Source organism: Bradyrhizobium sp. WBOS08 (assembly GCF_024585125.1).
In the GTDB taxonomy this organism is placed as follows: domain Bacteria; phylum Pseudomonadota; class Alphaproteobacteria; order Rhizobiales; family Xanthobacteraceae; genus Bradyrhizobium; species Bradyrhizobium japonicum_B.
Window position 1 is genome coordinate 3,330,903 of record NZ_CP028988.1, and the last position, 22,710, is coordinate 3,353,612.

The following is a 22,710-nucleotide window of genomic DNA, read 5'->3' on the forward strand; positions in this document are numbered from 1 at the left end:
GGAGAGGTAAGAAAGCCGCTACAGCGTCTTCAGATACTCGATCAGGTCGTAGCGCTCGGCGTCGTCCTTGAAGGCGCGGCCGATGACGCCCGGCCGTTTCGGCTCGCCGTCCTTGCGCTCGAAGGAATGGCCGAGCACGCTGTTGCCCTGGATCGGCTTGCCATCGGATCCCGTCGCAGAGAACTCCGTTTCACCCGTCTTGCACGTTTCGTTTGCGGCGACAGCAAAGCCGACGGTCACGGGATCATAGTCGCGGCGGCCCATGCAGAACCTGGTCGGGCGCTCGCCTGCCGGCTTCAGCAGCCAGTACAGCGAGGGCACCGAGCCGTTGTGCAGATAGGGAGCCGTGGCCCAGATCCCGTTCAGCGGCCGCGCGCGATAGCGCGGATCGGGCGCCGGATTGAGACAGTTCTTGCGCGCCAGATTCCACAATCTCGCCCGCTCGGCATCCGAGACCTTCTCGTCGTCCATCCATTTGCGAGCGACGAGGTCGACCACGGTCATGAGGCCGAGCGCATAGACCATCTCGTTGGGCGATTTGCTCGCGGTGGGAACCTCGCATTGCCACCATGTCTGGAGGTCGGCCGTGTTCACCTTCAGGAAGGCGGGCACGTCGACGATCCTGTTGCTGAGAATCAGGGACTGCTCGGGATCCGTGTTGATCTCCTTGAGTGGAATCGTCACCGCGTTCAGGACCTTGCTGTCGCCGCTCGGCTCCCAATGCTTCGATGACCAGAAAGCGTCGGTGTTGACGGCCGGCAGGTGACATCCGGAACACATCTCCTCGTAGATCTTGCGGCCGTTGTCGGCCTTCTTCTGATCGATCCTCCAGGCGTCACCGAGGATCTGTGACGGCCATTGCGGCGCGAGCAGACCGCCGAACGTCTTGTTGGGCCCGGGCGATTTGAACGGATCGGGGCCCCTCAGCATGTCCTCGATCCAGCCGAGCGTCCTGATGTTCACCGAGGAGCGCCAAATCCTCTCCTCCGGATAAGCGTCGGACAGGTTGAGCAGCGCGGTCACGCCGAGCGCTTCGCCGGCGTTGCGGATCAGCGGCTGCTCGATCGAGGCGTCGTACTGGGCGAACTTGAACCAGGGCACGGTCCAGATCGCGGGGTAGCTGACCGGGGCGTCCTGGGCGTGCAGGTTCTTCTCGAAGCCCTTGACCCCGCTCAGCGCCAGATCCTGCGAGAAGACCTGGTTGCCGATGCGGTTGAGGGCATCGAGGCGGCCGAACCCTTCGACGGTGTCCTGCTGCTTCTTGTCGTCCCAGGTCTTCTTGCCGTCGATCGTCGCCTCGTAGGTCTTTTGCCAGTCGATCAGGAACGTCCCGATCGCGCTGAGCTTCTGCTTGAGGGCGGCGCGGTCCGTCTTGCTGGCGTTGGGGCCGAGCACGCGATCGGCGAAGCGCTGGAAGCGGAACGGGACGTACAGCGTATAGGCGATCGACAGGCCGGTGGAGAGCTCCAGCTTCTTCAGGTCGGTCATGGCCGGGCCGCCGTCGAAGCGGACGTCCACGCCCTGATAATGGATCTGGCCGGTGTGGCAGGCCGCGCAGGTCAGCCCGATCATGTCGTCCTCGCGGCGGCCGGTCGCGGGATCGACGACGCCGGTCATCCGCGCGAAGCCGACCGGCAGGCCGTCGACGTTCTCCGCCGGCGTCCACCTGGTCGACCAGTCCGGCACCTGCGTCGTCTCGTAGACATTGGCGTAGCCGAAGCGGCGCAATGTCGTCGTGTCGGTCTGGATCGACTGCGGACTCGGAATGAAGCCGAAGCCTTCGAGATAGCCGCTGTCCTTCATCAGGCCCGGCTTCGAGAACAGGTGCAGGCGCGGCTGCTCCAGCGCCACGAACCACTCATAGGGAACCGGAAAGGTCGCGGTGCCCTGGCTGGCATGATGGAACCAGTGCCGGTCCTTCAGCGACCAGTTTTGCTCGAGCCAGAAGGCGGCCTTCGTTTCCGGCACTGCAGGCAAGGGCGGCGGCAGCAGGTTCACGAGGATGCCCTTCTGGGGCAGCATGGCGCGGACCTGGTTGGGGAATTCGGCGACCGCGACGAGGGTGACGAGACCAACGGCGATCAGCACGGCCGCCAGCTTGAGGGCGCCCCGCACCACGCGCTGGCAGGTCGACAGCACCGGCGGGACCAGAAGCTGGTTGATGCGCGCGGGGAATTGGCGCTCGTTGAACAGCGTGCGCACGTCGGCGACGCTGAGATAGCGATCCTCGCCTGTCCCCTTGCCGATGATCTTCAGGAGGATCGGCCATTCGAACTTCATCAGCAGCGGGTAGTACCAGCGCGCAGCGCTGCCGGCGCGCTTGAGATTGTCGCGCATGAAGAGCTTGATATCCGAGGCGTTGAGGCCGAGCTCGGAGCCGCCGTTCGGGTCGGTATAAGTCCGGCCGAAGCTCGCGAGCCGCGTAATCTCGTCCTCGTTGACCTTGCCGTCGACGCCGAGGATGCGCGAGCCGGCGCCGTGCTTGTCGAGCGGACCGTCGCGCAGAGCGTCGAGCTGCGCGCCCGAGAAGATACTCTTCAGGATGTGCTTGAAGCCGTTGGCGATCAGCGCAACGCCGCGGACCTGGAGGCGGGCAGAGGCTTTCTTCAGTCCGGTCTCGCCGGTCGCATTCGCGATCGTCTCCGAGAGCTTGCCGAGCGGGACAGTGCCACCCTCGACGAAACCTTCGCCGACGAGGCCGCGCAGGAACGGGCATGGATTGTTCGGCGAGACCGGGATCGAGGGATCGAAGGGAGGCTTCGAGGCGGGATCGTGCATGGCCCAAATCCTGAAAACAGCGAATCGTGAAATGGCGCGCCGATCAAGCGCGGAAAGTCCTAACAAACCGACAGCACAATATACTACTTCAGCGTGTGACGAAGTGTGGCCGATTTCACTGTCGTGTCAATAAGAGTAGGCGTGAGGCCGCCAAGGACCGGAATGGTGTCCCCCGGCGCCCGTCAGGACTCTGCGGCGCGTTTGACGTCGCTCTGAACCAGGGTCAGCTTGCCGAGCGGCACGCCGGCCTTCAGCAGGCCCTCGCGATAATGGGCGAGATGTTCGGGCTTCTTCCAATGGAAATTGCGCAGGTGGCGGTCGACGTTGAGGGTCGGGTAGTTGTTCATCAGCACGTGGGCGGCTTCGCTCGCCTCGTCGCTTCGCCCCAGTTGCGCCAACGCGGCCGCACGAATCGCCAGCGCCTGCATGTGGTTGGGGTTGATGTAGAGCTGCTCGCGCGCCCATGACAGGGTCGCGTCATATTGGCGCAACAGATAGTGGCTGAAGGCGTTCAGCGCCGCCCATTGGTAGCGTGGGTCGCTGTTGTCGCGTTGCGACGCCATCGAGAACAGCTCGATCGCCTCGCGGTGCTCGCCGATGACGAAATGGCAGATGCCGAGCACGCCGCGTGCGCCGTTGTCGTAGGGGTTCAGCGCGACGGCACGCTTGGCGGCGTCCATCGCGGCCTCGTAATGGCCCTCCATGGCGTGGACCCAGGACAGGATCGAGAACGCGAAGGAGGAGCGCGGATCGAGCCGGACGCTGGTTTCGGCGAGGTTCATCGCCTCCGCCCACATCTCCCGGGTGCCCTTGACCCAGCCGAACTGGATGCTCTGGATCTGGATCGTGGCGAGATAAGCGTGCGCGATCGACAGTTTGGGATCGAGGCGGATGGCCTCGCGAAACAGGTCGATGGCGGCGGTCGAGTCTTCCTGGGTCAGCCGGTAATAGTGCGACAATCCCTTGAGGAAACGGTCCCAGGCGGTCACATCCGTCGACAGGCGCGCCGGCGCGGAAGCTTCGGCCCGGACGATCTCGGTGGCGATGGCGGCGGACAGGTTGGTGGTGATCTCGTCCTGCATCGCGAACAGGTCGCCGATGTCGCGGTCGTAGCGCCCGGTCCAGAGCTGCTCCCCGGTCTCCGGCGCGATCAGCTCGGCGGTGACGCGGATCTTGGCGCCGGCGCGACGCACCGAGCCCTGGATCAGATAGGTGGCGTCGATCTCGCGCGCGATCAGGCGCGTGCTGGTGTTCTTGCCCTTGAAAGCGAAGGTCGAGTTGCGGCTCAGCACGCGATAGAAGGATTGCAGCGACAATGCGTGGATCAGATCCTCAGTGAGGCCGTCGGAGAAATATTCGTCCTGGGCGTCGCTGAGATTGGCGAAGGGCAGCACGCCGACGATCGCGGTGCGATATTGTTGCGAGAGGGCGGATGCTTCGCGGAGCTCGGGGGCGAGCGCCGGGGCACCCTCGGGCGTCCAGGTAAAGACGCCGATCGGATCCTTGATGTTCTTGAAGCGGTGGTTGCCGGCATCGACCAGCGGCACGGTGAGATGCTTGCTGGCCTCGCGGAAGGCCTTGGCCGAGATGGCGAAGCCGCCCGGGCTCGCCACCGATTCCAGGCGGACGGCGATGTTGACATCGTCGCCGAACACCTCGTCGTCGTCGGCGATGACGTCGCCCATGTGGATGCCGAGGCGGAACTGCATGGCGCGGTCGGCGGGCAGATGATGGTTGCGCTCCGCCATCAACGTCTGCATCGCGATCGCGGCCTCGGTGGCGCCGACGATGGAGGCGAATTCCAGCAGGAAGCCGTCGCCGGTGTTCTTCACGACGCGGCCGCCGTGATTGAGGATGATGGGATGGATCGCGGCACGATGGGCCTTGAAGGCGGCATGGGTGCCGGCCTCGTCGCTGCCCATCATGCGCGAATAGCCGGCGACATCGGCGCAGACAATGGCGGCCAGACGTCTTTCCATATTCTCGCAGCTCCAAGGGAGGACAGACCGGCCACGGCGTGGCAGTCGCCTCGAATCCCGCATTTCAAGAACCCTGCCCTTATAGAGCAGATGCAGCCGGGCGATAGTAGGATCCGCATTGCAAATTCGAGGTAAATCCCACGCAGTTCCGGCGGTGGACGGCGCGGAACGAGCCGACTAAGTGGTGGCGAACCGCCCGGAAGGCGGCAGGGATACTTCGCATGCTGGGCATTCACGAGATCGGGCTGTTCATTCTGTCGGGGGTGCTGCTCAACGTCACGCCCGGGCCCGATTCCGTCTACGTCATCGGCCGCAGCATGCAGATGGGCTGGCGGGGCGGCGCCGCTGCCGCCTTCGGCATCAGTTGCGGCTGTTTCGTCCATGTTGCGGCCGCGGCGATCGGCCTTTCGGCCCTGCTGATGGCCTCGTCGACCGCTTTCTCGATCCTGAAGCTGGTCGGTGCGGCCTATCTCGTCCTGACCGGGCTCCAGATGCTGTGGTCGCGCCCGGTGCTGGCAGCGGCCATCGACGAGCCGGTGCGCAGCTCGCTGCGGCGGGTCTTCCTCCAGGGCGTCTTCACCAACGCGCTCAATCCCAAGGTCGCGCTGTTCTTCCTGGCCTTCCTGCCGCAATTCGTCGCAGCCGATGCGCCGCACAAGCCGCTCGCCTTCCTGACGCTCGGCCTGATCTTCATCTTTACGGGAACGCTGTGGTGCCTGGTGCTGGCGGCGTTCGCGGCGAAAGCCGCCCACCGGCTGCGCCAGTCCGAGGGCGCGATCGCCTGGGTCAACCGCGCCCTCGGCGGCCTGTTCATCTATCTCGGCATCCGCGTCGCAATGCTGGAGAGCCGGTAACTCGTTCGAACGGCTCAGGGATGAGTAGGGTGGGCAAAGGCGCACTTGCGCCGTGCCCACCACCTCTCTCGGTGACAAAGAATGCGTGGGCACGCTTCGCTTTGCCCACCCTACTACGTTCTGCCCTATCCAAATCCCTTCGCCAGCGCGCTGCCGACAAGATAGAGGCCGAGCAAAATCATCGCGATCAGGAACCAGCGACGGAACGACTCGGCCGGCATCCGCGCCCGTACCGACTGGCCGATGAACATGCCGGCAAAGGCCATGGCGAGGCCCACGGCGCCCGGCACGGCATTGCTCGGCGTCAACAGCCCGACGGCGGTGAGGTTGAAGGCGAGCGCCAGCGTCGCCGTCGTGAAGAACACGCCGAGCGCCTGCACCAGCTCGTCCTTTTCCATGCCGATGGCCTGCATGAACGGCATCGAGGGGATCACCTGGACCCCGGTCGAGGCCGAGATCACACCGGTGACGACACCGACCACGCCGCCAACCCATTTCTCGTTTCTGGGCGCGACGTGGAACTTGAATTTGTTCAGCCCGATCACCGCATACACGACGAGCAGAACGCCGAGCACGATCGTGCCGTAGCGCGCATGCGGGCCGGTCAGCGCGCCGGCATTGAGCCAGCAGCCGATCACGGTGCCGAGCATCAGCGGCCACAGCCGCCGCAGGATGTCGCGCAAATACGGGCCGACGAAGGTCTGCCAGATGTTGGTGACGATGGCGGGCACGATCACGATGGCGATGGCGCGGCTCGGTGTCATGCTCACCGCAAGCAGGCCCATGGACACCGTCGGCAGGCCGAGACCGATCACGCCCTTGACGAATCCGGCGATCAGGAAGACGGCAGCGATGAGGATGAGGAGCGGGTCGATCATTTGGGCACATTGACCGAAGCCGTGCCGGCGCACAATCTGGAGGTTACGGAGGCAGCCTTCGCTAGAGGCGAAGGCTGGGGAGACCTGCCATGCGCTTCGACCTCATCGACCTTCAGCTCTTCATCGCGGTCGCCGACCAGCGCAGTATCACCCGCGGCGCGGAACGTTCGCATCTGGCCCTGGCCTCGGCCAGCGCGCGCATCAAGGGGCTCGAGGACGCGCTCGGCGTCGCGCTGCTCAAGCGCGGCCGCCGGGGCGTCGAGTTGACCGCGGCCGGCGAGAGCCTGCTCGATCATGCCAGGCTCGTCATCCACCAGATCGAGGCCATGCGCGGCGACCTCGCCGGCTTTGCCTCCGGCGTGCGTGCCAGCGTGCACTTTCTCGCCAACACCTCGGGCCTGTCCGAGCATCTGCCCAAGGCGCTGGCCGGCTTCCTGCGCGAGCATCGCGACGTCGCCGTCGACATCGAGGAGCGCGAGAGCACCGACATCGCGGCGGCGATCACCGCGGGCGCGGCCGATCTCGGCTTTGCCGCCGAGCACGCGCTGCCCGACCATATCGAGCGCTTCGTGTTCAGCGAAGACCGCTTGACGCTGGTGACTGCGCGCCGCGGCCCGTTCGCCGGCCGGCGCCAGATCGATTTTCAGGAGGCGGGGGCTTACGACTTCGTCGGGCTGACCAGCGCCACCGCGTTGCAGATGCACATTTCGAAGCATGCCGCGCGTCTCGGCATGCGCCCGCATTTCCGCGCGCGGCTGCGCGATTTCGACGCGATCTGCCAGATGGTCGCAGCCGACGTCGGCGTCGCCCTCGTGCCCGAGGCCGCCGCCCGTCGCTGCGCCAAGCTGATGCCGCTCGTGGTTGTTCGGCTGCGCGATGCCTTCGCCAACCGCCGCCTGGTGATCTGCGCGCGCAGCTTCAAGGCGCTGCCTCGGCCGGCGAAGATGCTGGTGGAGCATTTGAGGGCAGAGGCGGTGTGAAGCGGCGCTCCCCCTCCAGCGGAGGATGAGAACCACCTACCGCGCCGTCTCCGCTCCCGCGTCAGTGATGCAAGCCCTAAGCCCGCTCGCTACTGGTTCAAGAGCTTCAGCGCTTCTTCGTGCACCCTGGCGTCGCCGGCCGCGATGATCCGGCCGCCGCCCTGGGCCGGCTTGCCTTCCCAGGTAGTGACGACGCCGCCGGCGCCGGTCACGATCGGGATCAGCGCCGCGATATCGTACGGCTTCAGCTCGGTTTCGACCACGAGGTCGACGTGACCTGCGGCCAGCATGCAATAGGAATAGCAGTCGCCGCCATAGCGCGACAGCCGTGCGCCCTTTTCGATGCGGCCGAAAACGGCGCGATCGCTCTCGTTCATCAGCAGGGGGCTCGTTGTGTAGGACGTCGCTTCCGCGAGCGAGGCGCAGCGGCGGACCTGGAGCCGGCGCTCGCCGGAGGGTCCCTTGTAATTGGCCGAGCCGTTGTCGCCGGAGAAGCGCTCGCCGATGAAGGGCTGATGCATCATGCCGAACACCGGCGCGCCCTTGTGCAGCAGCGCGATCAGCGTCCCCCAGATCGGAAAGCCGCCGATGAAGGATTTTGTGCCGTCGATGGGATCGAGCACCCAGACATAGTCGGCGTCCTCGCGCTCGCTGCCGAATTCCTCGCCGACGATGCCGTGCTGGGGGAAATTGGCCTTGATCAGCCGGCGCATCACCGCCTCCGCGGCGCGGTCGGCTTCGGTGACCGGATCGAATTCCCGGGTCTTGCTCTTGTCGTCGATCGACAGCGAGGTGCGGAAGAACGGCAGGATGGTTTCGCCGGAGGCGGTGGCGAGCCGTCCGATGAAGGCGGAGAAGTCGATCACCGTCACAGGCCAGGTCCTCGAAGCGAAAGTTGGGTGAAGCTGGCCTCCTGCCTAGCTCAATTCGCCTTCCGCGGGCAGCGCTGTCTTGATTTGCACCCTGGTATTTTGGATGCCGCCACGCGCCGCGTTCCTCAGTCATCTCCTGGCCAAATATCGATCACAACGTTGAAAACTTAGTTCCGCCGCTGCCTCGTTCGTATGCAAACATCTATCAACCCATTGAAATTCCTTATCAAAGAAACTGAATCTGGGTTTCCCTGGAAGCAACTGAGCCATGTGCGTATTGCATGGGAAATGGCTCAAAAGCCCTTGCGCTTTGTGCGGCGCGGTCGCATATTGTTGCGGTGCGGTAGCGCTTGGCGTTACCGCTGCCCTCCTTGGGCGTTTCCTCCCTAGACTTGGGCCGCTTGCGTCATTCGCGAGCGGCCCTTTTTTCTTGCCGCCGCCGTTTTCGTTTGGGGCGCGCAAGCTTGCGAAGCGAAAACGCGATCGCGCTCAGAATATACTCGTTGAAGAGAGAAGCCGGCGACTATTCCGCCGCCGCCTGGAACGGGCCGAGATCGCCGAACGGAATCGTGGTCGCCAGCACGTCGGCAAGAACGCCGAAATCGCTCGCCACCTGCGCAAAGCGCGGACCGCGCTCGCGCCGCCGCTCGTCCATGTAGATTGCGCGGTTGAGCTCGAGCTGCACCGCGTGCAGGCCGCTGGCGGGATTGCCGTAATGCTCGGTGATGAAGCCGCCGGCATAGGGCTTGTTGCGGCCGATCGAATAGCCCAGGCCGGTCAAGGTCTCCTCAACCCGGTCGGGCAGAAGCGGCGTGCAGCTCGTGCCGTAGCGGTCGCCGATCACGACGTCGGGCCGGCGCGGCTCGTCACGGGCCACGCCGACCGAGGGCATCGAGTGGCAATCGACCAGCACCACGGTGCCGAACATCTGGTGCACCTTGTTGATCAGCCGGCGCAGCGCGCGATGGTAAGGCTTGTACAGCGTCTCGATCCGCCCCAGCGCGTCGTCAACCAGAATGCGGTCGCGGTAGATCTCCTGGCCGTCGCCGACCACGCGCGGAATGGTGCCGAGGCCGCCGGCGACCCGCATCGAGCGGGTGTTTGCGAAGCTCGGCAGCCGCCCGGTGAACATGCGCGGGTCGAGCTCATAGGGCTCACGATTGACGTCGACATAGGAGCGGGGAAAGTTGACCCTGACGGTCGGAAAACCGCGCTCGCTCAAGTGGCCGATCAACTCGTCCATGAAGGAATCTTCGGACCGGCGCAGCGTCAGCAGGTCGATCCTGGACGCCGCGAGGAATTCGTCCGGATAGGTCGAGCCGGAATGGGGCGAGTTGAAGATGACCGGCGCGCGCCATTGCGCGGGCTCCACGATCTCGAAGGCTGGCGACGTCTCGCCGTCAAACCGGGTCATCTTCTCAGGCTTCGTCCCTTCGCGCCGGGATCTGGCAGGGAGCCAGACCGCATTGATTCGGCCGATGGATGCGGCTCTTATGTGTCGTCATTGTCCGGAATCGCAACCATTCTGCCAAGCGAAAAGATGTATCGGTCCATTGGAACACGTCTTAACCGTGCGGGCAGGGAAGCGGGGACGCGGCGGCGCGGCTCGATTGATTCGAGCCGCTTTCCGGTTCACAAGAGTGCGGCAGCGCAGCCGGCCCAGGGTAAAGATTTTCACCCCAAATTTACCCTCTGTCGGGCTTAGTGACCTCTACTGATATCCTCTGGGGATGCGACGATTCCTGCCATGCCAAAGATCCTGCTCGCCGAAGACGACAACGACATGCGCCGTTTCCTGGTCAAGGCGCTGGAAAACGCCGGTTTTCAGGTCTCGTCCCATGACAACGGCATGGCCGCCTATCAGCGGCTGCGGGAAGAGCCGTTCGAGATGCTGCTCACCGACATCGTGATGCCGGAGATGGACGGCATCGAGCTCGCCCGCCGGGCTTCGGAACTCGACCCCGACATCAAGATCATGTTCATCACCGGCTTTGCCGCGGTCGCCCTGAACTCGGATTCGGACGCTCCCAAGAACGCCAAGGTGCTGTCCAAGCCCGTGCACCTGCGCGAATTGGTCAGCGAAGTGAACAAGATGCTGGCGGCCTGAATAGGCCCCGTTCCGTCCTTGCACAGGGTCCCTTGAGCCGTTATAGGGACCCCACCCGACGCAAGTGGACTATTAGGGCGCGTAGCTCAGCGGGAGAGCACTACCTTGACATGGTAGGGGTCACAGGTTCGATCCCTGTCGCGCCCACCACGCTTCGCCGAAAAGGCTTCGCGTGGCGCGGCCACGCCCAATAATGGCGAAGCGTGTCCGGCGTAGCTCGAAGAGCGTAGACGGACTGGTGCGTCTTTCTCGGTCTGGAACACTCCCTGCCGCCAGGCATTGTTCCGTCATGCCAAAGCCCTCCACAAAATCCTTCAAGCGCGGCGATCACGTCAGCTGGAATTCCGAGGCCGGCCGTGTGCGCGGCCATATCCAGCGCGTGCACAGGAGGGACGTCGACTACAAGGGCTACACCCACCACGCCAGCCCGGACGATCCGCAATATGAGATCAAGAGCGACAAGACGGATCACGTCGCCCTGCACAAGGGCCGCGCCTTGCGGCTGTTGAAGAGCTGACGGCGCCGTGAGCCGAGCCGGCGAGGCGTCCATGGCTCATCCGTTCTTCACCATCGGTCATGCCACCCGTTCGATCGAGGAATTCGCCCGATTGTTGCAGGACAGCTCGGTCACGTTCGTGGCCGACGTTCGCACCGTGCCCCGCTCCCGCACCAACCCACAGTACAATCGCGAGACCCTCCCTCAGTCGCTCGCGGCCGTTTCGATCGGCTACGAGCACATTGCCTCGCTTGGCGGCCTGCGTAGCCGCAAGCGCGAGGTGCCGCGCGAGATCAATGCGTTCTGGCAGAACGGCAGCTTCCACAATTATGCCGACCACGCCATGAGCGCGGCCTTTCATGAAGGGCTGGCGCATCTGCTGGCTCTAGGGCAGGTGCAGCGCTGCGCCATCATGTGCGCGGAGACGTTGTGGTGGCGATGCCACCGGCGGATCATCACGGACTACCTGATCGCAGCCGGCGAGACGGTGTTTCACATTCTCGGGCCCGGGCAGGTCAAACCGGCCGAGATCAATCCGGCTGCGCGAGCGCTGCCCGATAGGCGCCTGGCTTATCCGGCGGAGACCCAGGCCGCATCCAGCCGGTGAACGCGGCGTGGGCCGACAGCCCAGAGCGCTCCGTCCTGAGCCCGGATTTGTCCCTAGCGGTAGGGACAGACATTCGCCGCGGCCGGAGCGACATTGCGTCTGCGAAATATAACTCGAGGGAGGACATCATGATCAGGCGCTGCCTTGCCGCCTTGTGCGTCTGCACCGCAATGGTTCTCGCCGTCCCCGGCGCCAGGGCCGACATCAAGGTAGGAATCGTGGTTTCTGCTACCGGGCCGGGCTCGGCGCTCGGGCAGCCGCAGATGCGGACGGTGGCGGCCCTGCCCAGGGAGATCGGCGGTGAGAAGATCGTCTATATCCCCCTCGACGACGAATCGGATTCGACCAAGGGCATTCAGAACGCCCGCCGGCTCGTCATCCAGGACGGTGTCGACGCGCTGATCGGCTCCTCGCTCACGCCCGTGACGATGCCGATGCTCGATGTCGCCTGGGAAGCCAAGACACCGATCATCTCGCTGGCCGCAGCGACAGCCATCGTCCAACCGATGGACGAACGGCGCAAATGGGCCTTCAAGGTCGTTCCCAACGACGATTTGATGGCACTCGCGATCCTCAAGCACATCGCCAGGTCGGGCGCCAAGACGCTCGGCTATATCGGCGTGTCCGACGGTTATGGCGAGGGCTATTACAAGGAGGTGAGCCGGCTCGCTCCGACCTTCGGCCTGACCGTGACCACGCACGAGGTCTATGCGCGCGCCGACACCAGCGTGACCGGTCAGGCCCTCAAGGTGATGGCGACGAATCCGGACGCCGTTTTCATCGCCTCGGCGGGCACCCCGGCAGTGCTGCCGCAGCAGGCCCTGCGCGAGCGCGGTTATTCCGGCAAGATCTACCAGACTCACGGTGTGGCTACCGAGGAATTCATCAAGCTCGGCGGCGCCAGCGTCGAAGGCGCCGTGTTCACCGGCGAGGCGTTCACGATCGCGGATGATCTGCCGGCGGACGATCCTTTCCGCAAGGTTCGGGATCAGTTCGCGTCTGCCTACGAGAAGGCGAACGGGCAGAAGCCGAACATCTTCGCGGCGCATCTGTGGGATTCGATGGCGCTTCTCCAGACGGCGATCCCGAACGCGTTGAAGAGGGCGAAGCCCGGCACGGCAGAGTTTCGCACCGCCCTTCGCGACGAGCTCGAGCGGGTCAAGGACGTATATCTGAACAACGGCCTGTCCACGATGAGTGCAACCGATCACAACGGCTACGACGAACGCTCGGCGTTTCTGATCAAGGTGGAAGGAGGCCGCTTCAGGCTGATGAAATAGCAGCCGGGCAGCAGGCGCTTGGCGCTTGGCGCGATGCGTCGCGCCCGGCAATGCAGTCATCCTTGAGGTGGTGCTGCCTTGAGGTGGTGCTGCGCTCGTCCAATCACGGCCCCGGAGTCACGAACGCCGAGATGATGGTGCCGTCGCGGTCAAGCATGATTTGCCAGTGCGATGCGCCGCCCTGATGCCAGACCGAATAGACGTCCTGCCCTTGCGGTCCCACGCCGAGGAATTCGATCGATTCGATCGGGCCCAGCTCGGCAAGGCCTGGTTGCAGCAGCGGCAATTGCTTGCGGGTGGCGTCGGCCAGATCCGCACTCATCTCCGCATAGTCGGGATTGCCGGCGGCGACGCCCTCGATGAGACGGCGAAGGGCGGCCCCGGTCCCCGGACTGGCGGAGCGGCTCTTCACGCGATCTTCGATCGCGCGCTGCAGCTCCTGCGCCGCGCCGGGGTCGATGCGTTGCATGGTGTGGGCGTTGCCACGCTGGTTCAGCACCACGGCCGTCGGAACGCCGTTTGCGCCGAGCATGAAGCGAAGCCTCGCCCCGATCTCCCTCGCCACGAACTCCGTTTCGCTCACGGCATGACATCGGGCCGCGGCCTGTCCGCTCAGTCGCGCCGATAGTTGGTCGTCGTCGCGGCTGACGGTGAACACGGCATTGTGGAATTGATACGTGCCGGCGTAGCGGTCCAGCACCTCGGGCGAAAGCTCGATCACCTGCTCTGCGTCCTCGATACCGTCAGTCATGCTCCTGTCCTGGCCGCGGCCTGCGGATCGGATCTTGGCTGCCAGCACGTTCCAGTCGGGCAAGCCCAGGATCTTCGCGATGAGCTCCAGGCTCTCACTGATCTTGAGCGAGACGGATCGGGTGCCGAGGGCGTCGCGGAGTGTTTGCGCCATGGCTTTGGCGTCGCGGAAATCGCGCATGCTCTGTTCCTTTGCATATGAACGGAGAATGTCAGAGCTTGCGTTACTGACCCGTTCGCGTGAGCAAAGGAAGCGGGCGGCGGTCCGATACACTTTACCATACCCCGAAGGGCGCAAGCGGCAGGCGGTATCTACCCGGCGAAATCCTGCTTGAGAGCGCCGCGCTTGTCAACCGACGTCGTAGAACGTCTCGATAACGAAGCCGTGCCCGTGATCATTCCGCCAGATACTTCTTCACCGCCGCCTCGTCCCACGCGATCCCGTTGCCGGGCTGCTCGTTCGGCAGCGCAAAGCCGTCCTTGATTTGCAGCCGCGTCGAAAGCACCGCGTCGGCCCAGTCGACATATTCCAGCCAGTGCGCGGTCGGTGTCACGCAGAGCAAATGCGCGCTGACTTCCGAGAACAGATGCGAGGACATCTCGATGCCGGCAGCATGCGCCAGCGCGGCGGCGCGCAGCCAGCCGGTGACGCCGCCGATGCGCTGGACATCAGGCATGACGTAGTCGCAGGCTTCCGCCGACAGTGCGGCCTGCATCGAAAACGCGCTGTCGAAGTTCTCGCCGATCTGCACCGGCGTATGCAGCGCGTCCGCAATGCGGGCGCAGCCGGCATAGTCGTCGTGGCGGATCGGCTCCTCGATCCAGGTGAGGCCCTCGTCGTCGAGCATCTCGCCGCGGCGGATGGCCTCGGTCACCGTCAGCGCCTGATTGTAGTCGCACATCAGCGTCACCTGGTCGCCGACGGCCTTGCGGACCGCACGCACGACGGCAAGATCCTCCCGCGCATCGGGCCGGCCGACGCGGATCTTGACGGCCTGGAAGCCTTCGGCCAGCAGCTTGTGGGCTTCCTCGACGGCGGCGCCCGCCGGCATGATGCCGAGCCCCTTCGAATTGTAGGCCTTGACCGGCTTCGGCGTGCCGCCGAGCAGGCGTGCCAGCGGCAGGCCGCGCGTGCGCGCAAGCGCGTCCCAGGCCGCCATGTCGATGCCGGACTGGGCCAGCCGTTGCAGGCCGGCGAGGCCCAGCAGCGTGAAGCGCTGCGCCAGCCTGCGTTCGATCTCGAACGGCAGCAGCTCGTCTCCGGCGAGGAGATCTGACATCTCCGTGACCATCGCCGCCAGCGGCTTCAGGGCCGAGGGCGTGAGCGAGAACAGATAGGCATGGCCCATTGCTCCCTGATCGGTCTCGCAGTCGATCAGCACCAGCGGCGCCTTGGCGACCGCGCCGGTCGCGGTCTGGAGCGGCAGGTTCATCGGCACGATCACGGGGCGCGCCTGGAAGCGCTTGATGCGGATGGTTTCGGTCATGGGCTTCTCCCGGCCGGGCGGATGCAGATCGATGCCGATCTTAAGCATCCGTGATCAAACGAAAAGCGATTTGCTGCGACATCATAAAATGGGGTTGCGCCGGCCTGCAATTATGGGCTCTGTGCCGCCGCATTCCCTGCCACGGATTCTGGCAATTTGCGGCAAATCGCACAGAACGGAGCCACAGCGTGAAACGAGAGATCTCCGAAGAGCAGCGCAAGAACGGCATCCTCACCGGGGCCGTGATCGCCTTCCTCCTGCTCGCTTTGCCGCTCGCCGTGTGGCTGGACCTGACCGAGCTCAGCAAGACGGCATTGCGCCGGCAGGCGATCGATCTCAATTCGGTGATCACGAGCGTGCGCGGCTATTACGCCTCCAACGTGGTCGGGCGCGTGCTGGCCAACCCCAACGGGACCACGAAGGTCGTGCACAATTACGAATCCGTACCCGGCGCGATCCCGATTCCGGCGACGCTGTCGCTGGAGCTCGGACGGGTGATCGGCGCGCAGCAGGAGAACATCACCTACCGCTTCGTCTCGGATTTCCCGTTCCAGAACCGCGCGCCCCACCAGCTCGACAAGTTCGAGAAGGACGCGCTGGAGGCGCTTCGAAAGGACCCCGAGCAGAAGATCGTGGACACCGAGACCTCGCTGTTCTCGGACAAGGTCCGCCTGGTCGCGCCCGTCACGATGGGCCCGGCCTGCGTGAGCTGCCACAACAGCCATCCCGAGAGCCCGAAGAAGGACTGGAAGGTCGGCGACGTCAGAGGCATCCAGGAGGTGATCATCGCGCAGCCGATCGCCGCCAACATCTTCTCGTTCAAGTTCCTGCTGGCCTATTTCGTGATCGCAGCCGGCAGCGGCCTCGCGTTCCTGTCGCTGCAGCGCCGCCAGGCGCGTCGCATCAAGGGCATGAACAAGGAGCTCGAATCCGCCAACGACTTCCTGGCCTCGCTCTCGATGAAGATCTCCCGCTACATCCCACCGCAGGTCTACAAGAGCATCTTCTCGGGCCAGAAGGACGTCACCATCCACACCGAGCGCAAGAAGCTCACCATCTTCTTCTCCGACATCCAGAATTTCACGGCCACCGCAGAGCGGCTGCAGCCGGAGCAGCTGACCCAGCTCCTCAACGAATACTTCACCGAGATGTCGGCGATCGCCCACGATCATGGCGGCACCATCGACAAGTTCATTGGCGATGCCATGCTGATCTTCTTCGGCGATCCCGAGACCAGGGGCGACCGCGCCGATGCGCAGGCCTGCCTGCAGATGGCCTGGCGCATGCAGCAGCGCCTGGCCGAGCTGAACGCGAAATGGCGGGCGTCCGGCATCGAGCAGCCGTTCCGCTCGCGCATGGGCATCAATTCCGGCTATTGCAATGTCGGCAATTTCGGCAGCGCCGACCGCATGGACTACACCATCATCGGCGCCGAGGCGAACCTCGCCGCGCGCCTGCAGTCGATCGCCGAGCCTGGCGGCATCGTGCTCAGCTACGAGACTTTCGCGCTGGTCAGCGACATCGTCCGCGCCCACGCTTTGCCGGCGATCACGATGAAGGGGATCAGCCGCGAGGTCATTCCCTATTCGGTCGATGCACTCGATGACGGGGCGGCGGAGCGAAGCGGCATCATCACCGAGCGCGCGCCGGGGCTCGAGCTCTATCTCGATCCTGCGGTGGTGAAGTCAGGCGATGCCGCCCGGGTGCGCGCGCTGCTGGAGAGCGCGCTGGCTTCGCTGAAGCCGGCGTGAGAGTGCCGGTCGGCCGCTACGGCAACCCCCGTGCCTCCAGCTGCTTCACCAGCAGCAGCGTCGGCTCGGCGAGGCTGTCGCCGGAGCCGTCGAGACCGAAGGCGCTCGCGATGCCGTCGCGGCTGCGCAGCAGCGCGCTGCGCGGGCAATGGCCGGCGCCGCAGAGCGTCTTCTTCAGGGTTTCGCCCTGTGCGACGGTGCCAGCGGAATCGTCGGCGGCCCAGGCCAGCACGATCGGCACATCGACATTGAGGATGCCCGGGAAAACCGAGCGCTTGTTGTATTGACCGGAATCGCTGCCGAGATAGGCCTTCTCGCTGTCGCTCGCGTCCTTGCCGGCGCGGTAGATGCCGGACACCAGCACGACGGCGGCGACATCGGCGCGGTCGGTCTGAAACTCGGGATGCGCCAGCAGGGTGGCGACATGGAAGGCCCCGGCACCGTAGCCGACCGCAACGATCTCGCGGGCGTCGCCGTTGAACAGGTCGATATTGCCGTGAACCCAGGACAGCGCCGCCGCCACGTCGCTCGCCCCGGCCGGCCAGGTCGCCAATGGCGCCAGGCGGTAGTTGACGCGCACGCCGATCATGTCGTTGCGCGCGGCAAAGCACATCGCCTGGTCCTGGATCTGGCGCGACAATTCCGGCGCGGCGTGGTCGCCGGTGAACGTGTCGCCGGTCACGAACAGCAGCACCGGCCGCGGCGTGTCCGCCTTGGTGGCGCTGGCGGCGACATCGAGCACGTTGGCTTCGCTCTCGCCGTAGCGCAGGCCGCGCGTGAAGGTGACCTGCTCGCACAGCCGCGCGGTGCCGCCGGCGGTGGTGTCGGAATCGGTGAGGCCGACCCGGACGAAGTCTGAGGGGCCCGTCAGCCTGGCCGGTGATACGACATGGGCAGACGCCGCCGTCATGGTCAGGAGCAGGAAAATCGTCAGGTAATTCTTCATGGTGATGCCGGCCTTCGGGGCCCATATTGGCCCGCTGATGTGGCCCGTCTTTTCAATTCGCCTCATTAGTCAGCCGGCCTTGAGGCGAATTCGCGGCACCTTCGGCAGATGCGCGGCCGGCGCGGAACGGGCTGCCGGTGCGGCAAGCGGCCGCGCCAGAAAGGCACGTTCGAGGGCACAAAGCGCTTGCGCTCTACTGTGCATGGGGTTGTTTTCGCATTTTTAGCTTGGAGGGGCCGTCAGGCCCATTTCATGGTCCGGAACGTGATGGAGTAACGGCGCGCCTCGACCGGCGGGATGCTGTGCTCCCATTGCGAGCGCGCCTCGCCTTGCATCAAGTAAAGCGAGCGCGGCTGCGCCTCGAGCGTGTGGCGCTGCCATTTGTCGCCGCTTCGGCGGCGGAAGCGGAACTTGCAGGCCGAGCCCAGCGACAGTCCGAGGACCTCATTGAACTGCGGCTTGTCGCGGTGCCAGCCGATGCCGACGCCGATGTCGTATTCGGTGCAGAGCACCTGCCGGACGCTGGCCTCGGGCAGTCCCGCCCAGGCCTCGACCCGGCGCGCGATCGGCAGCAGCCAGTCCGGGATCGGCTCCGCCGCGGCCAGCCGCTGCAGCGAATAGTCATAGCGGTAGCCGAAGGACGCCACCCGCCGGTTGCCCTCGAACGCGCCGAACTGGAAGCGCTGCAGCGGCAATGCTGCGATGCGGCCGATCAGATCCTGCTCGAGGGCGGCTTCGATAAAATTGTCGACATGGCGAAGCCCGGAGGGCCCTGCTTCCGGCTCAGTGAACAATCCAAGCTGCGTCATTCCTCGCATTTCCGTGACGGAACCTTTTGCCGCCCCAAGCGACTTACCTAGGACGCGGGAAGTAACGTGCGAGAGGCTGTCATGGCACAGAAGCATACCGCAGATCCGGCAGAGATCATGCGGGCGACCGGTCATCCCGAGCTGGAATATGCCGCCGGCTGGACCATCGCCGGCCTGGTCACCATCGGCACCATCGTCGCCGCCTGGGTGTTCGCGATCTAGCCGACGGGAAACTGAAGCTCGAAGGCCGCGCCCTTCTCGGTCGGCTTGAGGCTGATCGAGCCGCCATGGCTCGCCATCACCGCGCGGGCGATCGCAAGCCCCATCCCGGTGCCGCCCTGGTCGCGCCGGGTGGTGAAGAACGCGTCGAAAATCCTGTCGCGGTTCGGGGCCGAGATCGGTTCACCGTCATTGCTCACCGTCAGTCGCAGGGTCGTGCGCTCGAAGGCTGCCTCCAGCCGGATCTCCCTCGCCTTGTGCCGCATCGCATTGTCGGCAAGATGTGACAGCACGATCAGGGCCTTTTCGCCCGACATGGCGATGGAGCGCTCGAGGCTGCCGCTGGCCGCGATCGCGCTTTCCGGAAACCGGGTCCTGAGATCGGCGATCACCGGCGCCAGCTCGGTGCGCTCGTTCTGCGGCAGGCTCTCGGCGCGGGCGAGCTCGCGCAGCCGCTGCGCCATCGCCTCCAGCCGTTGGGTGTCGGACAGGATGTTGGCAATGAAGGTGTTCTGCTCGGCCGGCGTCAGGCTGCCCGCCTTGCCTTGCACCGAATCCTGCAACAGCTCGGCCGCGCCCTTGATCGAGGTCAGCGGCGATTTCAGCTCGTGGGTGAGGTGGGCCGAGAATGTCGCGATATAGTCCGAGCGCCCCGCCAGCTGCTCGGCCATGCCGAGGAAGCTGTGCGAGAGCTGGGCGAACTCGCGGGTGCCGTAATGCCGCAGCGGCTGGAACGCCTCGCGGTCGCCACGGCCGATTCGCGCAGCGCGGTCCATCAGCTCGCGCATCGGCAGGGTGATGGTGCGCGAGAACACCAGGCCGATCGCGATGGTGCCGAGCACGACGGCGAGACCGGCCAGCACGAACTTGGCCCGCTCCTGGTAGAGATGATCGAAGATGTTGCTCGGCGTCCGCGTGGTGTAGATCACGCCCGCGACGCGGTTGTTGACGATGACGGGCATGGCCGAGAACACGTGCATGCCGAGGCCGCGGCTGAAGGAATAGATCGGCGGCGGGGGCTTGTCCGGCACGCGGTTGCGCAAGGTCGCGCGGTATTGCCCGTGCAGCGCGTCCGCGACCTCCTCGATATGGGCAAGCGACTGCCCGACCTCCTGCCGCCCGGCAATGACGACGCCCTGCGGATCGAGGATCCGAAAGCCCGCCAGCGTCACCTTCTGGGTCTCGCGGATGATCGGCGTCAGTCTCGCGCCGATCTCGACATAGCCGGGCTGCGCAGGGCGCGATGCGGGCAGCGCATCCGGTCGGCGCCGCAGCAGATCGTTGGCGGTGAGATCGAGCGCGGGCCGGATCGGCGTCACCGGGTCGCCGGGATCGGGCAGCACGTTCGGCGGCACTTCGGCTCCGAGCGTCAGCCCGCTGTCGAGCCGCGCCAGAACTTCCTGCGCGTAGATCGTCGCCAGCACGCGGCTCTGCGCGATCAGCTCGGCCTGGGTTTGGCGGATCAGCTGATTGTCGTAGAGACGGAAGAAGAACAGGCCGACCAGCGGCAGCACGGCGACGGTGGTCAGCACCGTGAAGATCACGAGGCCGAGCGACGGCCGCCATTTGTCGGGCGCCGCCTTCATGCCTCTTTCTCGCAGCGGCCGAGCTTGAAGCCGACGCCGTGGATGGTCTCGATCACGTTGTCGCAGGCCAACGCCGCGAGCTTGGCGCGGATGTTGCGGATGTGGCTGTCGATGGTGCGGTCGGAGACCTGGATGTTGAGCTGGTAAGCCGCCCGCATCAGCTGCTCGCGGTTGAAGACCGACGTCGGCCGGGTCAGGAACGCGCGCAGGATGCCGAACTCGATCGCGGTGAGCTTCAGCGGCGTGCCGGCGAAGGTCGCGACGTGCTGCTCGGGGTCGATCAGCAGGCCGCCCTGGGCCAGCGCGGCGGGGCCAGCCTTGGTCTCGCCGTTGCGCGGGTTGAGCCGGCGCAGGATGACGTTGACCCGCGCCACCAGCTCGCGCGGGCTGAACGGCTTCGTCACGTAGTCGTCGCCGCCGATCTCGAGGCCGAGGATGCGGTCGATCTCCTCGTCGCGCGCCGACAGGAACAGGATCGGCACGTCGGACGTCTTGCGGATCTCGCGGCAGACGTCGAGGCCGTCGAACTCGGGCATGCCGATGTCGAGCACGATCAGATCGGGCTTGTCGGCGGCCACCCGGCCGAGCGCCTCCTTGCCGTCGCGCGCCTCGATCACGTCCATGCCGGCCTTCTTCAGGGCGACGCGGATGACCTCGCGGATGTGGCCCTCGTCGTCGACGATGAGAATGCGATGCGCCAAGAAAACTCTCCGCTCACCCCGCCGGCCGGCTGCCGGACTGATCCTTCGCCAGCGCGTCCAGCCTGCGCTGAAGCCGCCAGCTCCGAAACCCCCAGCTCCGCCAGGCCAGATCCTGGCGCTGCTGTTCTACAAGGCGGTCGCGTCGCGACACAAGGCAGCTCTCGCTCGAGCCGGGTCGGAGCGCGATAACCCTGTCGATGGCGGGCAGTGCCTGTGGTCCGAGCGTCAGGAGATAGTTGATGTCGATCGGCAGGCCGTTGCCCGACGCTTCCCGGCTGTGCGTGACATTATAGTCGGCGATGAAGGCATCGAAGTTCACGAGCGAGCAGCCATAAAGCACGGTCGCGAGCGCGATCAGATTGGCGCCGACGAGCCATTTGTTGGAGCGTTGGAGGGCGATGCGGGCCACGATCAGGACCAGTCCGAGCGCGACCAGCCCCATCCAGATGAAAGCCGCGATGCGCCAGTAAGTCAGCATGTAGACGTTCACGTAGAGATCGAGGCGCAAGATGGAGGAGGCGACGAGAAGCACGTTCTGTCCCACCCAGAGATAGACCAGCGGCCGGATCACCGTCGAGTTCTCGGCCGGCCCTCCCGGGCGCATTGCTACCAGCACGAAGGCCGCGGCGAGCAGGGCGGTTACGATCAGCGGATAGGCCCCGCGATGCGCGTAGCCGGCATAGGTCAGATTGTCGGGCAGCGCCACATGGCCCCAGAGATAGATGCCGTCGAGAACGGACTGCGCCGCGAACAGCAGGTTGAACAGGATCAGCGAGCGCAGGATGGTGGAGGGACCGAGGAATTCGGCTGCGACAACGGGCGGGCGCGGCGGCGGCACGAGGCCGTCGGCCACAGCGGTGTCGATGATCGGCTTGCGCCGCCAGCGCACGTGAATGAACGGCCAGACCAATGCCAGCATCAAGGCCCAGAACAGGACGCGCGGGATGCTGACATAATGAAGGATGAGCTTCGGATTGAGCAGGGACACCCATTGCTCGATCACCGGATTGGCCGCGGCGAAGAGCGCGACGAAGACGGCGCTGAGTGCTGCCGGCAGCAGCCAGCGCGCGATGCCGCGGGTGAGCGCCGACGCGTTGAACGCCTGGGGCGTATCGAGAAAGAACCTGAAAGGACCGAGCAGGACGAAGTTGCGTAGCGCGCGGCCGCGGTCGGCGAGCCCGGTCGTTTCCGCATTGGTCGAGAGCAGCAACGCGATCGCCAGCGATGCGATAAGGATCAGGAACGACAGCGTGTTGAGCTCCTCGATCACGGGCACGAGACCGGCGACGAGGACGGCCGAGCCGATCATGGCGCGGCGCAAGTTCAGGGTCGCATGATTGAAGAGCACCGACACGCCGGCGATCGCGATCGCAAACAGCACCAGCGACAGCCCGGCCCGCTGTCCGTAGAACAGCCAGTCGGCGAGCGCGGCCAGCACCAGGGCGAGGCCGACCTTGGCCGGGATCGAGGAATGACCGATCGGCTTGATTTCGTCCGCGATCGTCGACGCCAGGCTCGTCATGTCCAGAAGACCTTTCGTGGTGGTTGGCATGACGCATTGTGAACGGCTCTCGTGCAGAAGGCGGGACCATCGTCTGCACGGCTTCAGGAGTCTTTTGCAGATTTCGTG

General features: G+C 65.2%; 20 protein-coding genes and 1 tRNA gene. 9 read left to right on the forward strand and 12 right to left on the reverse strand.

What is annotated here, in order from left to right; genetic code table 11:
* Positions 1 to 18: 18 nt before the first annotated feature.
* The gene (locus DCM80_RS15895; RefSeq protein ID WP_257192539.1) at positions 19 to 2,778 is read right to left on the reverse strand and encodes a di-heme-cytochrome C peroxidase; all 2,760 of its coding nucleotides are present in this window, start codon (positions 2,776 to 2,778) and stop codon (positions 19 to 21) included.
* A 182-nt stretch (positions 2,779 to 2,960) separates the two neighbouring features.
* On the reverse strand, positions 2,961 to 4,757 hold the full coding sequence (locus DCM80_RS15900; RefSeq protein WP_257192540.1) for an adenylate/guanylate cyclase domain-containing protein: 1,797 nt from the start codon (positions 4,755 to 4,757) through the stop codon (positions 2,961 to 2,963).
* 221 nt (positions 4,758 to 4,978) lie between these two features.
* Between DCM80_RS15900 and DCM80_RS15905 the strand changes: the two genes are divergently transcribed.
* Positions 4,979 to 5,611: a LysE family translocator gene (locus DCM80_RS15905; RefSeq protein WP_257192541.1), complete on the forward strand. Its 633-nt coding sequence runs from the start codon at positions 4,979 to 4,981 to the stop codon at positions 5,609 to 5,611.
* Between the two features lie 125 nt (positions 5,612 to 5,736).
* Here DCM80_RS15905 and DCM80_RS15910 read toward each other — a convergent pair whose 3' ends face one another.
* Positions 5,737 to 6,489 carry a sulfite exporter TauE/SafE family protein gene (locus DCM80_RS15910; protein WP_257192542.1) on the reverse strand — a complete coding sequence of 251 codons (753 nt, stop codon included), beginning with the start codon at positions 6,487 to 6,489 and terminating at the stop codon, positions 5,737 to 5,739.
* 89 nt (positions 6,490 to 6,578) lie between these two features.
* Here DCM80_RS15910 and DCM80_RS15915 point away from each other — a divergent pair, with 89 nt between their 5' ends.
* On the forward strand, positions 6,579 to 7,469 hold the full coding sequence (locus tag DCM80_RS15915) for a LysR substrate-binding domain-containing protein (protein WP_257192544.1): 891 nt from the start codon (positions 6,579 to 6,581) through the stop codon (positions 7,467 to 7,469).
* A gap of 89 nt (positions 7,470 to 7,558) precedes the next feature.
* Here DCM80_RS15915 and hisN read toward each other — a convergent pair whose 3' ends face one another.
* Together hisN and DCM80_RS15925 are read right to left on the reverse strand one after the other, a co-directional pair.
* Positions 7,559 to 8,341: a histidinol-phosphatase gene (gene hisN / locus DCM80_RS15920; RefSeq protein WP_257192546.1), complete on the reverse strand. Its 783-nt coding sequence runs from the start codon at positions 8,339 to 8,341 to the stop codon at positions 7,559 to 7,561.
* 523 nt (positions 8,342 to 8,864) lie between these two features.
* Positions 8,865 to 9,755, reverse strand: a complete 891-nt coding sequence (locus tag DCM80_RS15925) for an N-formylglutamate amidohydrolase (protein WP_257192547.1) — start codon at positions 9,753 to 9,755, stop codon at positions 8,865 to 8,867.
* A gap of 333 nt (positions 9,756 to 10,088) precedes the next feature.
* On the opposite strand from DCM80_RS15925, the gene cpdR reads away from it, so the two are divergent.
* The 5 genes from cpdR (at position 10,089) to DCM80_RS15950 (ending at position 12,831) form a co-directional block, all read left to right on the forward strand.
* On the forward strand, positions 10,089 to 10,448 hold the full coding sequence (gene cpdR, locus DCM80_RS15930) for a cell cycle two-component system response regulator CpdR (protein ID WP_007597092.1): 360 nt from the start codon (positions 10,089 to 10,091) through the stop codon (positions 10,446 to 10,448).
* 75 nt (positions 10,449 to 10,523) lie between these two features.
* Positions 10,524 to 10,598 (forward strand) — tRNA-Val (locus DCM80_RS15935).
* Positions 10,599 to 10,737: 139 nt separating this feature from the next.
* On the forward strand, positions 10,738 to 10,965 hold the full coding sequence (locus DCM80_RS15940) for a DUF2945 domain-containing protein (protein WP_257192548.1): 228 nt from the start codon (positions 10,738 to 10,740) through the stop codon (positions 10,963 to 10,965).
* A 31-nt stretch (positions 10,966 to 10,996) separates the two neighbouring features.
* Positions 10,997 to 11,551: a DUF488 family protein gene (locus tag DCM80_RS15945; RefSeq protein WP_257192549.1), complete on the forward strand. Its 555-nt coding sequence runs from the start codon at positions 10,997 to 10,999 to the stop codon at positions 11,549 to 11,551.
* Between the two features lie 170 nt (positions 11,552 to 11,721).
* Positions 11,722 to 12,831 (forward strand): ABC transporter substrate-binding protein, encoded by a 1,110-nt coding sequence (locus DCM80_RS15950; protein ID WP_257197958.1) that lies wholly within the window; start codon positions 11,722 to 11,724, stop codon positions 12,829 to 12,831.
* Positions 12,832 to 12,934: 103 nt separating this feature from the next.
* Here DCM80_RS15950 and DCM80_RS15955 read toward each other — a convergent pair whose 3' ends face one another.
* Together DCM80_RS15955 and DCM80_RS15960 are read right to left on the reverse strand one after the other, a co-directional pair.
* Positions 12,935 to 13,762, reverse strand: a complete 828-nt coding sequence (locus DCM80_RS15955) for a glyoxalase superfamily protein (RefSeq protein ID WP_257192551.1) — start codon at positions 13,760 to 13,762, stop codon at positions 12,935 to 12,937.
* 214 nt (positions 13,763 to 13,976) lie between these two features.
* Positions 13,977 to 15,068 (reverse strand): enolase C-terminal domain-like protein, encoded by a 1,092-nt coding sequence (locus DCM80_RS15960; protein WP_257192553.1) that lies wholly within the window; start codon positions 15,066 to 15,068, stop codon positions 13,977 to 13,979.
* A 188-nt stretch (positions 15,069 to 15,256) separates the two neighbouring features.
* On the opposite strand from DCM80_RS15960, the gene DCM80_RS15965 reads away from it, so the two are divergent.
* Positions 15,257 to 16,819: an adenylate/guanylate cyclase domain-containing protein gene (locus DCM80_RS15965; protein ID WP_257192555.1), complete on the forward strand. Its 1,563-nt coding sequence runs from the start codon at positions 15,257 to 15,259 to the stop codon at positions 16,817 to 16,819.
* 16 nt (positions 16,820 to 16,835) lie between these two features.
* On the opposite strand, the gene DCM80_RS15970 is transcribed toward DCM80_RS15965, so the two are convergent.
* On the reverse strand, positions 16,836 to 17,765 hold the full coding sequence (locus tag DCM80_RS15970) for an alpha/beta hydrolase (protein WP_257192557.1): 930 nt from the start codon (positions 17,763 to 17,765) through the stop codon (positions 16,836 to 16,838).
* 239 nt (positions 17,766 to 18,004) lie between these two features.
* Positions 18,005 to 18,574 (reverse strand): alpha-ketoglutarate-dependent dioxygenase AlkB, encoded by a 570-nt coding sequence (locus tag DCM80_RS15975; protein WP_257192559.1) that lies wholly within the window; start codon positions 18,572 to 18,574, stop codon positions 18,005 to 18,007.
* A gap of 81 nt (positions 18,575 to 18,655) precedes the next feature.
* Here DCM80_RS15975 and DCM80_RS15980 point away from each other — a divergent pair, with 81 nt between their 5' ends.
* Positions 18,656 to 18,796 carry a hypothetical protein gene (locus DCM80_RS15980; protein ID WP_164718835.1) on the forward strand — a complete coding sequence of 47 codons (141 nt, stop codon included), beginning with the start codon at positions 18,656 to 18,658 and terminating at the stop codon, positions 18,794 to 18,796.
* Here the strand turns inward: DCM80_RS15980 and DCM80_RS15985 are convergent.
* Genes DCM80_RS15985 through DCM80_RS15995 form a run of 3 tightly spaced genes read right to left on the reverse strand, consistent with a single transcriptional unit; the run spans position 18,793 to position 22,602 of the window.
* Complete coding sequence (locus tag DCM80_RS15985; protein WP_257192562.1) at positions 18,793 to 20,379, reverse strand: ATP-binding protein; 1,587 nt, start codon at positions 20,377 to 20,379, stop codon at positions 18,793 to 18,795. The genes DCM80_RS15980 and DCM80_RS15985 overlap by 4 nt on opposite strands.
* Positions 20,376 to 21,080: a response regulator gene (locus DCM80_RS15990; protein ID WP_257192564.1), complete on the reverse strand. Its 705-nt coding sequence runs from the start codon at positions 21,078 to 21,080 to the stop codon at positions 20,376 to 20,378. Before DCM80_RS15990 ends, DCM80_RS15985 begins: the two co-directional genes overlap by 4 nt.
* Before the next feature lie 13 nt (positions 21,081 to 21,093).
* Positions 21,094 to 22,602 carry a DUF4173 domain-containing protein gene (locus tag DCM80_RS15995; RefSeq protein ID WP_257192567.1) on the reverse strand — a complete coding sequence of 503 codons (1,509 nt, stop codon included), beginning with the start codon at positions 22,600 to 22,602 and terminating at the stop codon, positions 21,094 to 21,096.
* Positions 22,603 to 22,710 lie beyond the last annotated feature (108 nt).

Coding starts and splice junctions, on each gene's coding strand:
- DCM80_RS15910 (WP_257192542.1), bottom strand. CDS start 6,489: ATGATCGACCCGCTCCTCATCCTCATCGCTGCCGTCTTCCTGATCGCC.
- DCM80_RS15950 (WP_257197958.1), top strand. CDS start 11,722: ATGGTTCTCGCCGTCCCCGGCGCCAGGGCCGACATCAAGGTAGGAATC.
- DCM80_RS15985 (WP_257192562.1), bottom strand. CDS start 20,379: ATGAAGGCGGCGCCCGACAAATGGCGGCCGTCGCTCGGCCTCGTGATC.
- DCM80_RS15925 (WP_257192547.1), bottom strand. CDS start 9,755: ATGACCCGGTTTGACGGCGAGACGTCGCCAGCCTTCGAGATCGTGGAG.
- DCM80_RS15895 (WP_257192539.1), bottom strand. CDS start 2,778: ATGCACGATCCCGCCTCGAAGCCTCCCTTCGATCCCTCGATCCCGGTC.
- cpdR (WP_007597092.1), top strand. CDS start 10,089: ATGCCAAAGATCCTGCTCGCCGAAGACGACAACGACATGCGCCGTTTC.
- DCM80_RS15955 (WP_257192551.1), bottom strand. CDS start 13,762: ATGCGCGATTTCCGCGACGCCAAAGCCATGGCGCAAACACTCCGCGAC.
- DCM80_RS15940 (WP_257192548.1), top strand. CDS start 10,738: ATGCCAAAGCCCTCCACAAAATCCTTCAAGCGCGGCGATCACGTCAGC.
- DCM80_RS15960 (WP_257192553.1), bottom strand. CDS start 15,068: ATGACCGAAACCATCCGCATCAAGCGCTTCCAGGCGCGCCCCGTGATC.
- DCM80_RS15900 (WP_257192540.1), bottom strand. CDS start 4,757: ATGGAAAGACGTCTGGCCGCCATTGTCTGCGCCGATGTCGCCGGCTAT.
- DCM80_RS15905 (WP_257192541.1), top strand. CDS start 4,979: ATGCTGGGCATTCACGAGATCGGGCTGTTCATTCTGTCGGGGGTGCTG.
- DCM80_RS15995 (WP_257192567.1), bottom strand. CDS start 22,602: ATGACGAGCCTGGCGTCGACGATCGCGGACGAAATCAAGCCGATCGGT.
- DCM80_RS15970 (WP_257192557.1), bottom strand. CDS start 17,765: ATGAAGAATTACCTGACGATTTTCCTGCTCCTGACCATGACGGCGGCG.
- DCM80_RS15975 (WP_257192559.1), bottom strand. CDS start 18,574: ATGACGCAGCTTGGATTGTTCACTGAGCCGGAAGCAGGGCCCTCCGGG.
- DCM80_RS15945 (WP_257192549.1), top strand. CDS start 10,997: ATGGCTCATCCGTTCTTCACCATCGGTCATGCCACCCGTTCGATCGAG.
- DCM80_RS15915 (WP_257192544.1), top strand. CDS start 6,579: ATGCGCTTCGACCTCATCGACCTTCAGCTCTTCATCGCGGTCGCCGAC.
- DCM80_RS15980 (WP_164718835.1), top strand. CDS start 18,656: ATGGCACAGAAGCATACCGCAGATCCGGCAGAGATCATGCGGGCGACC.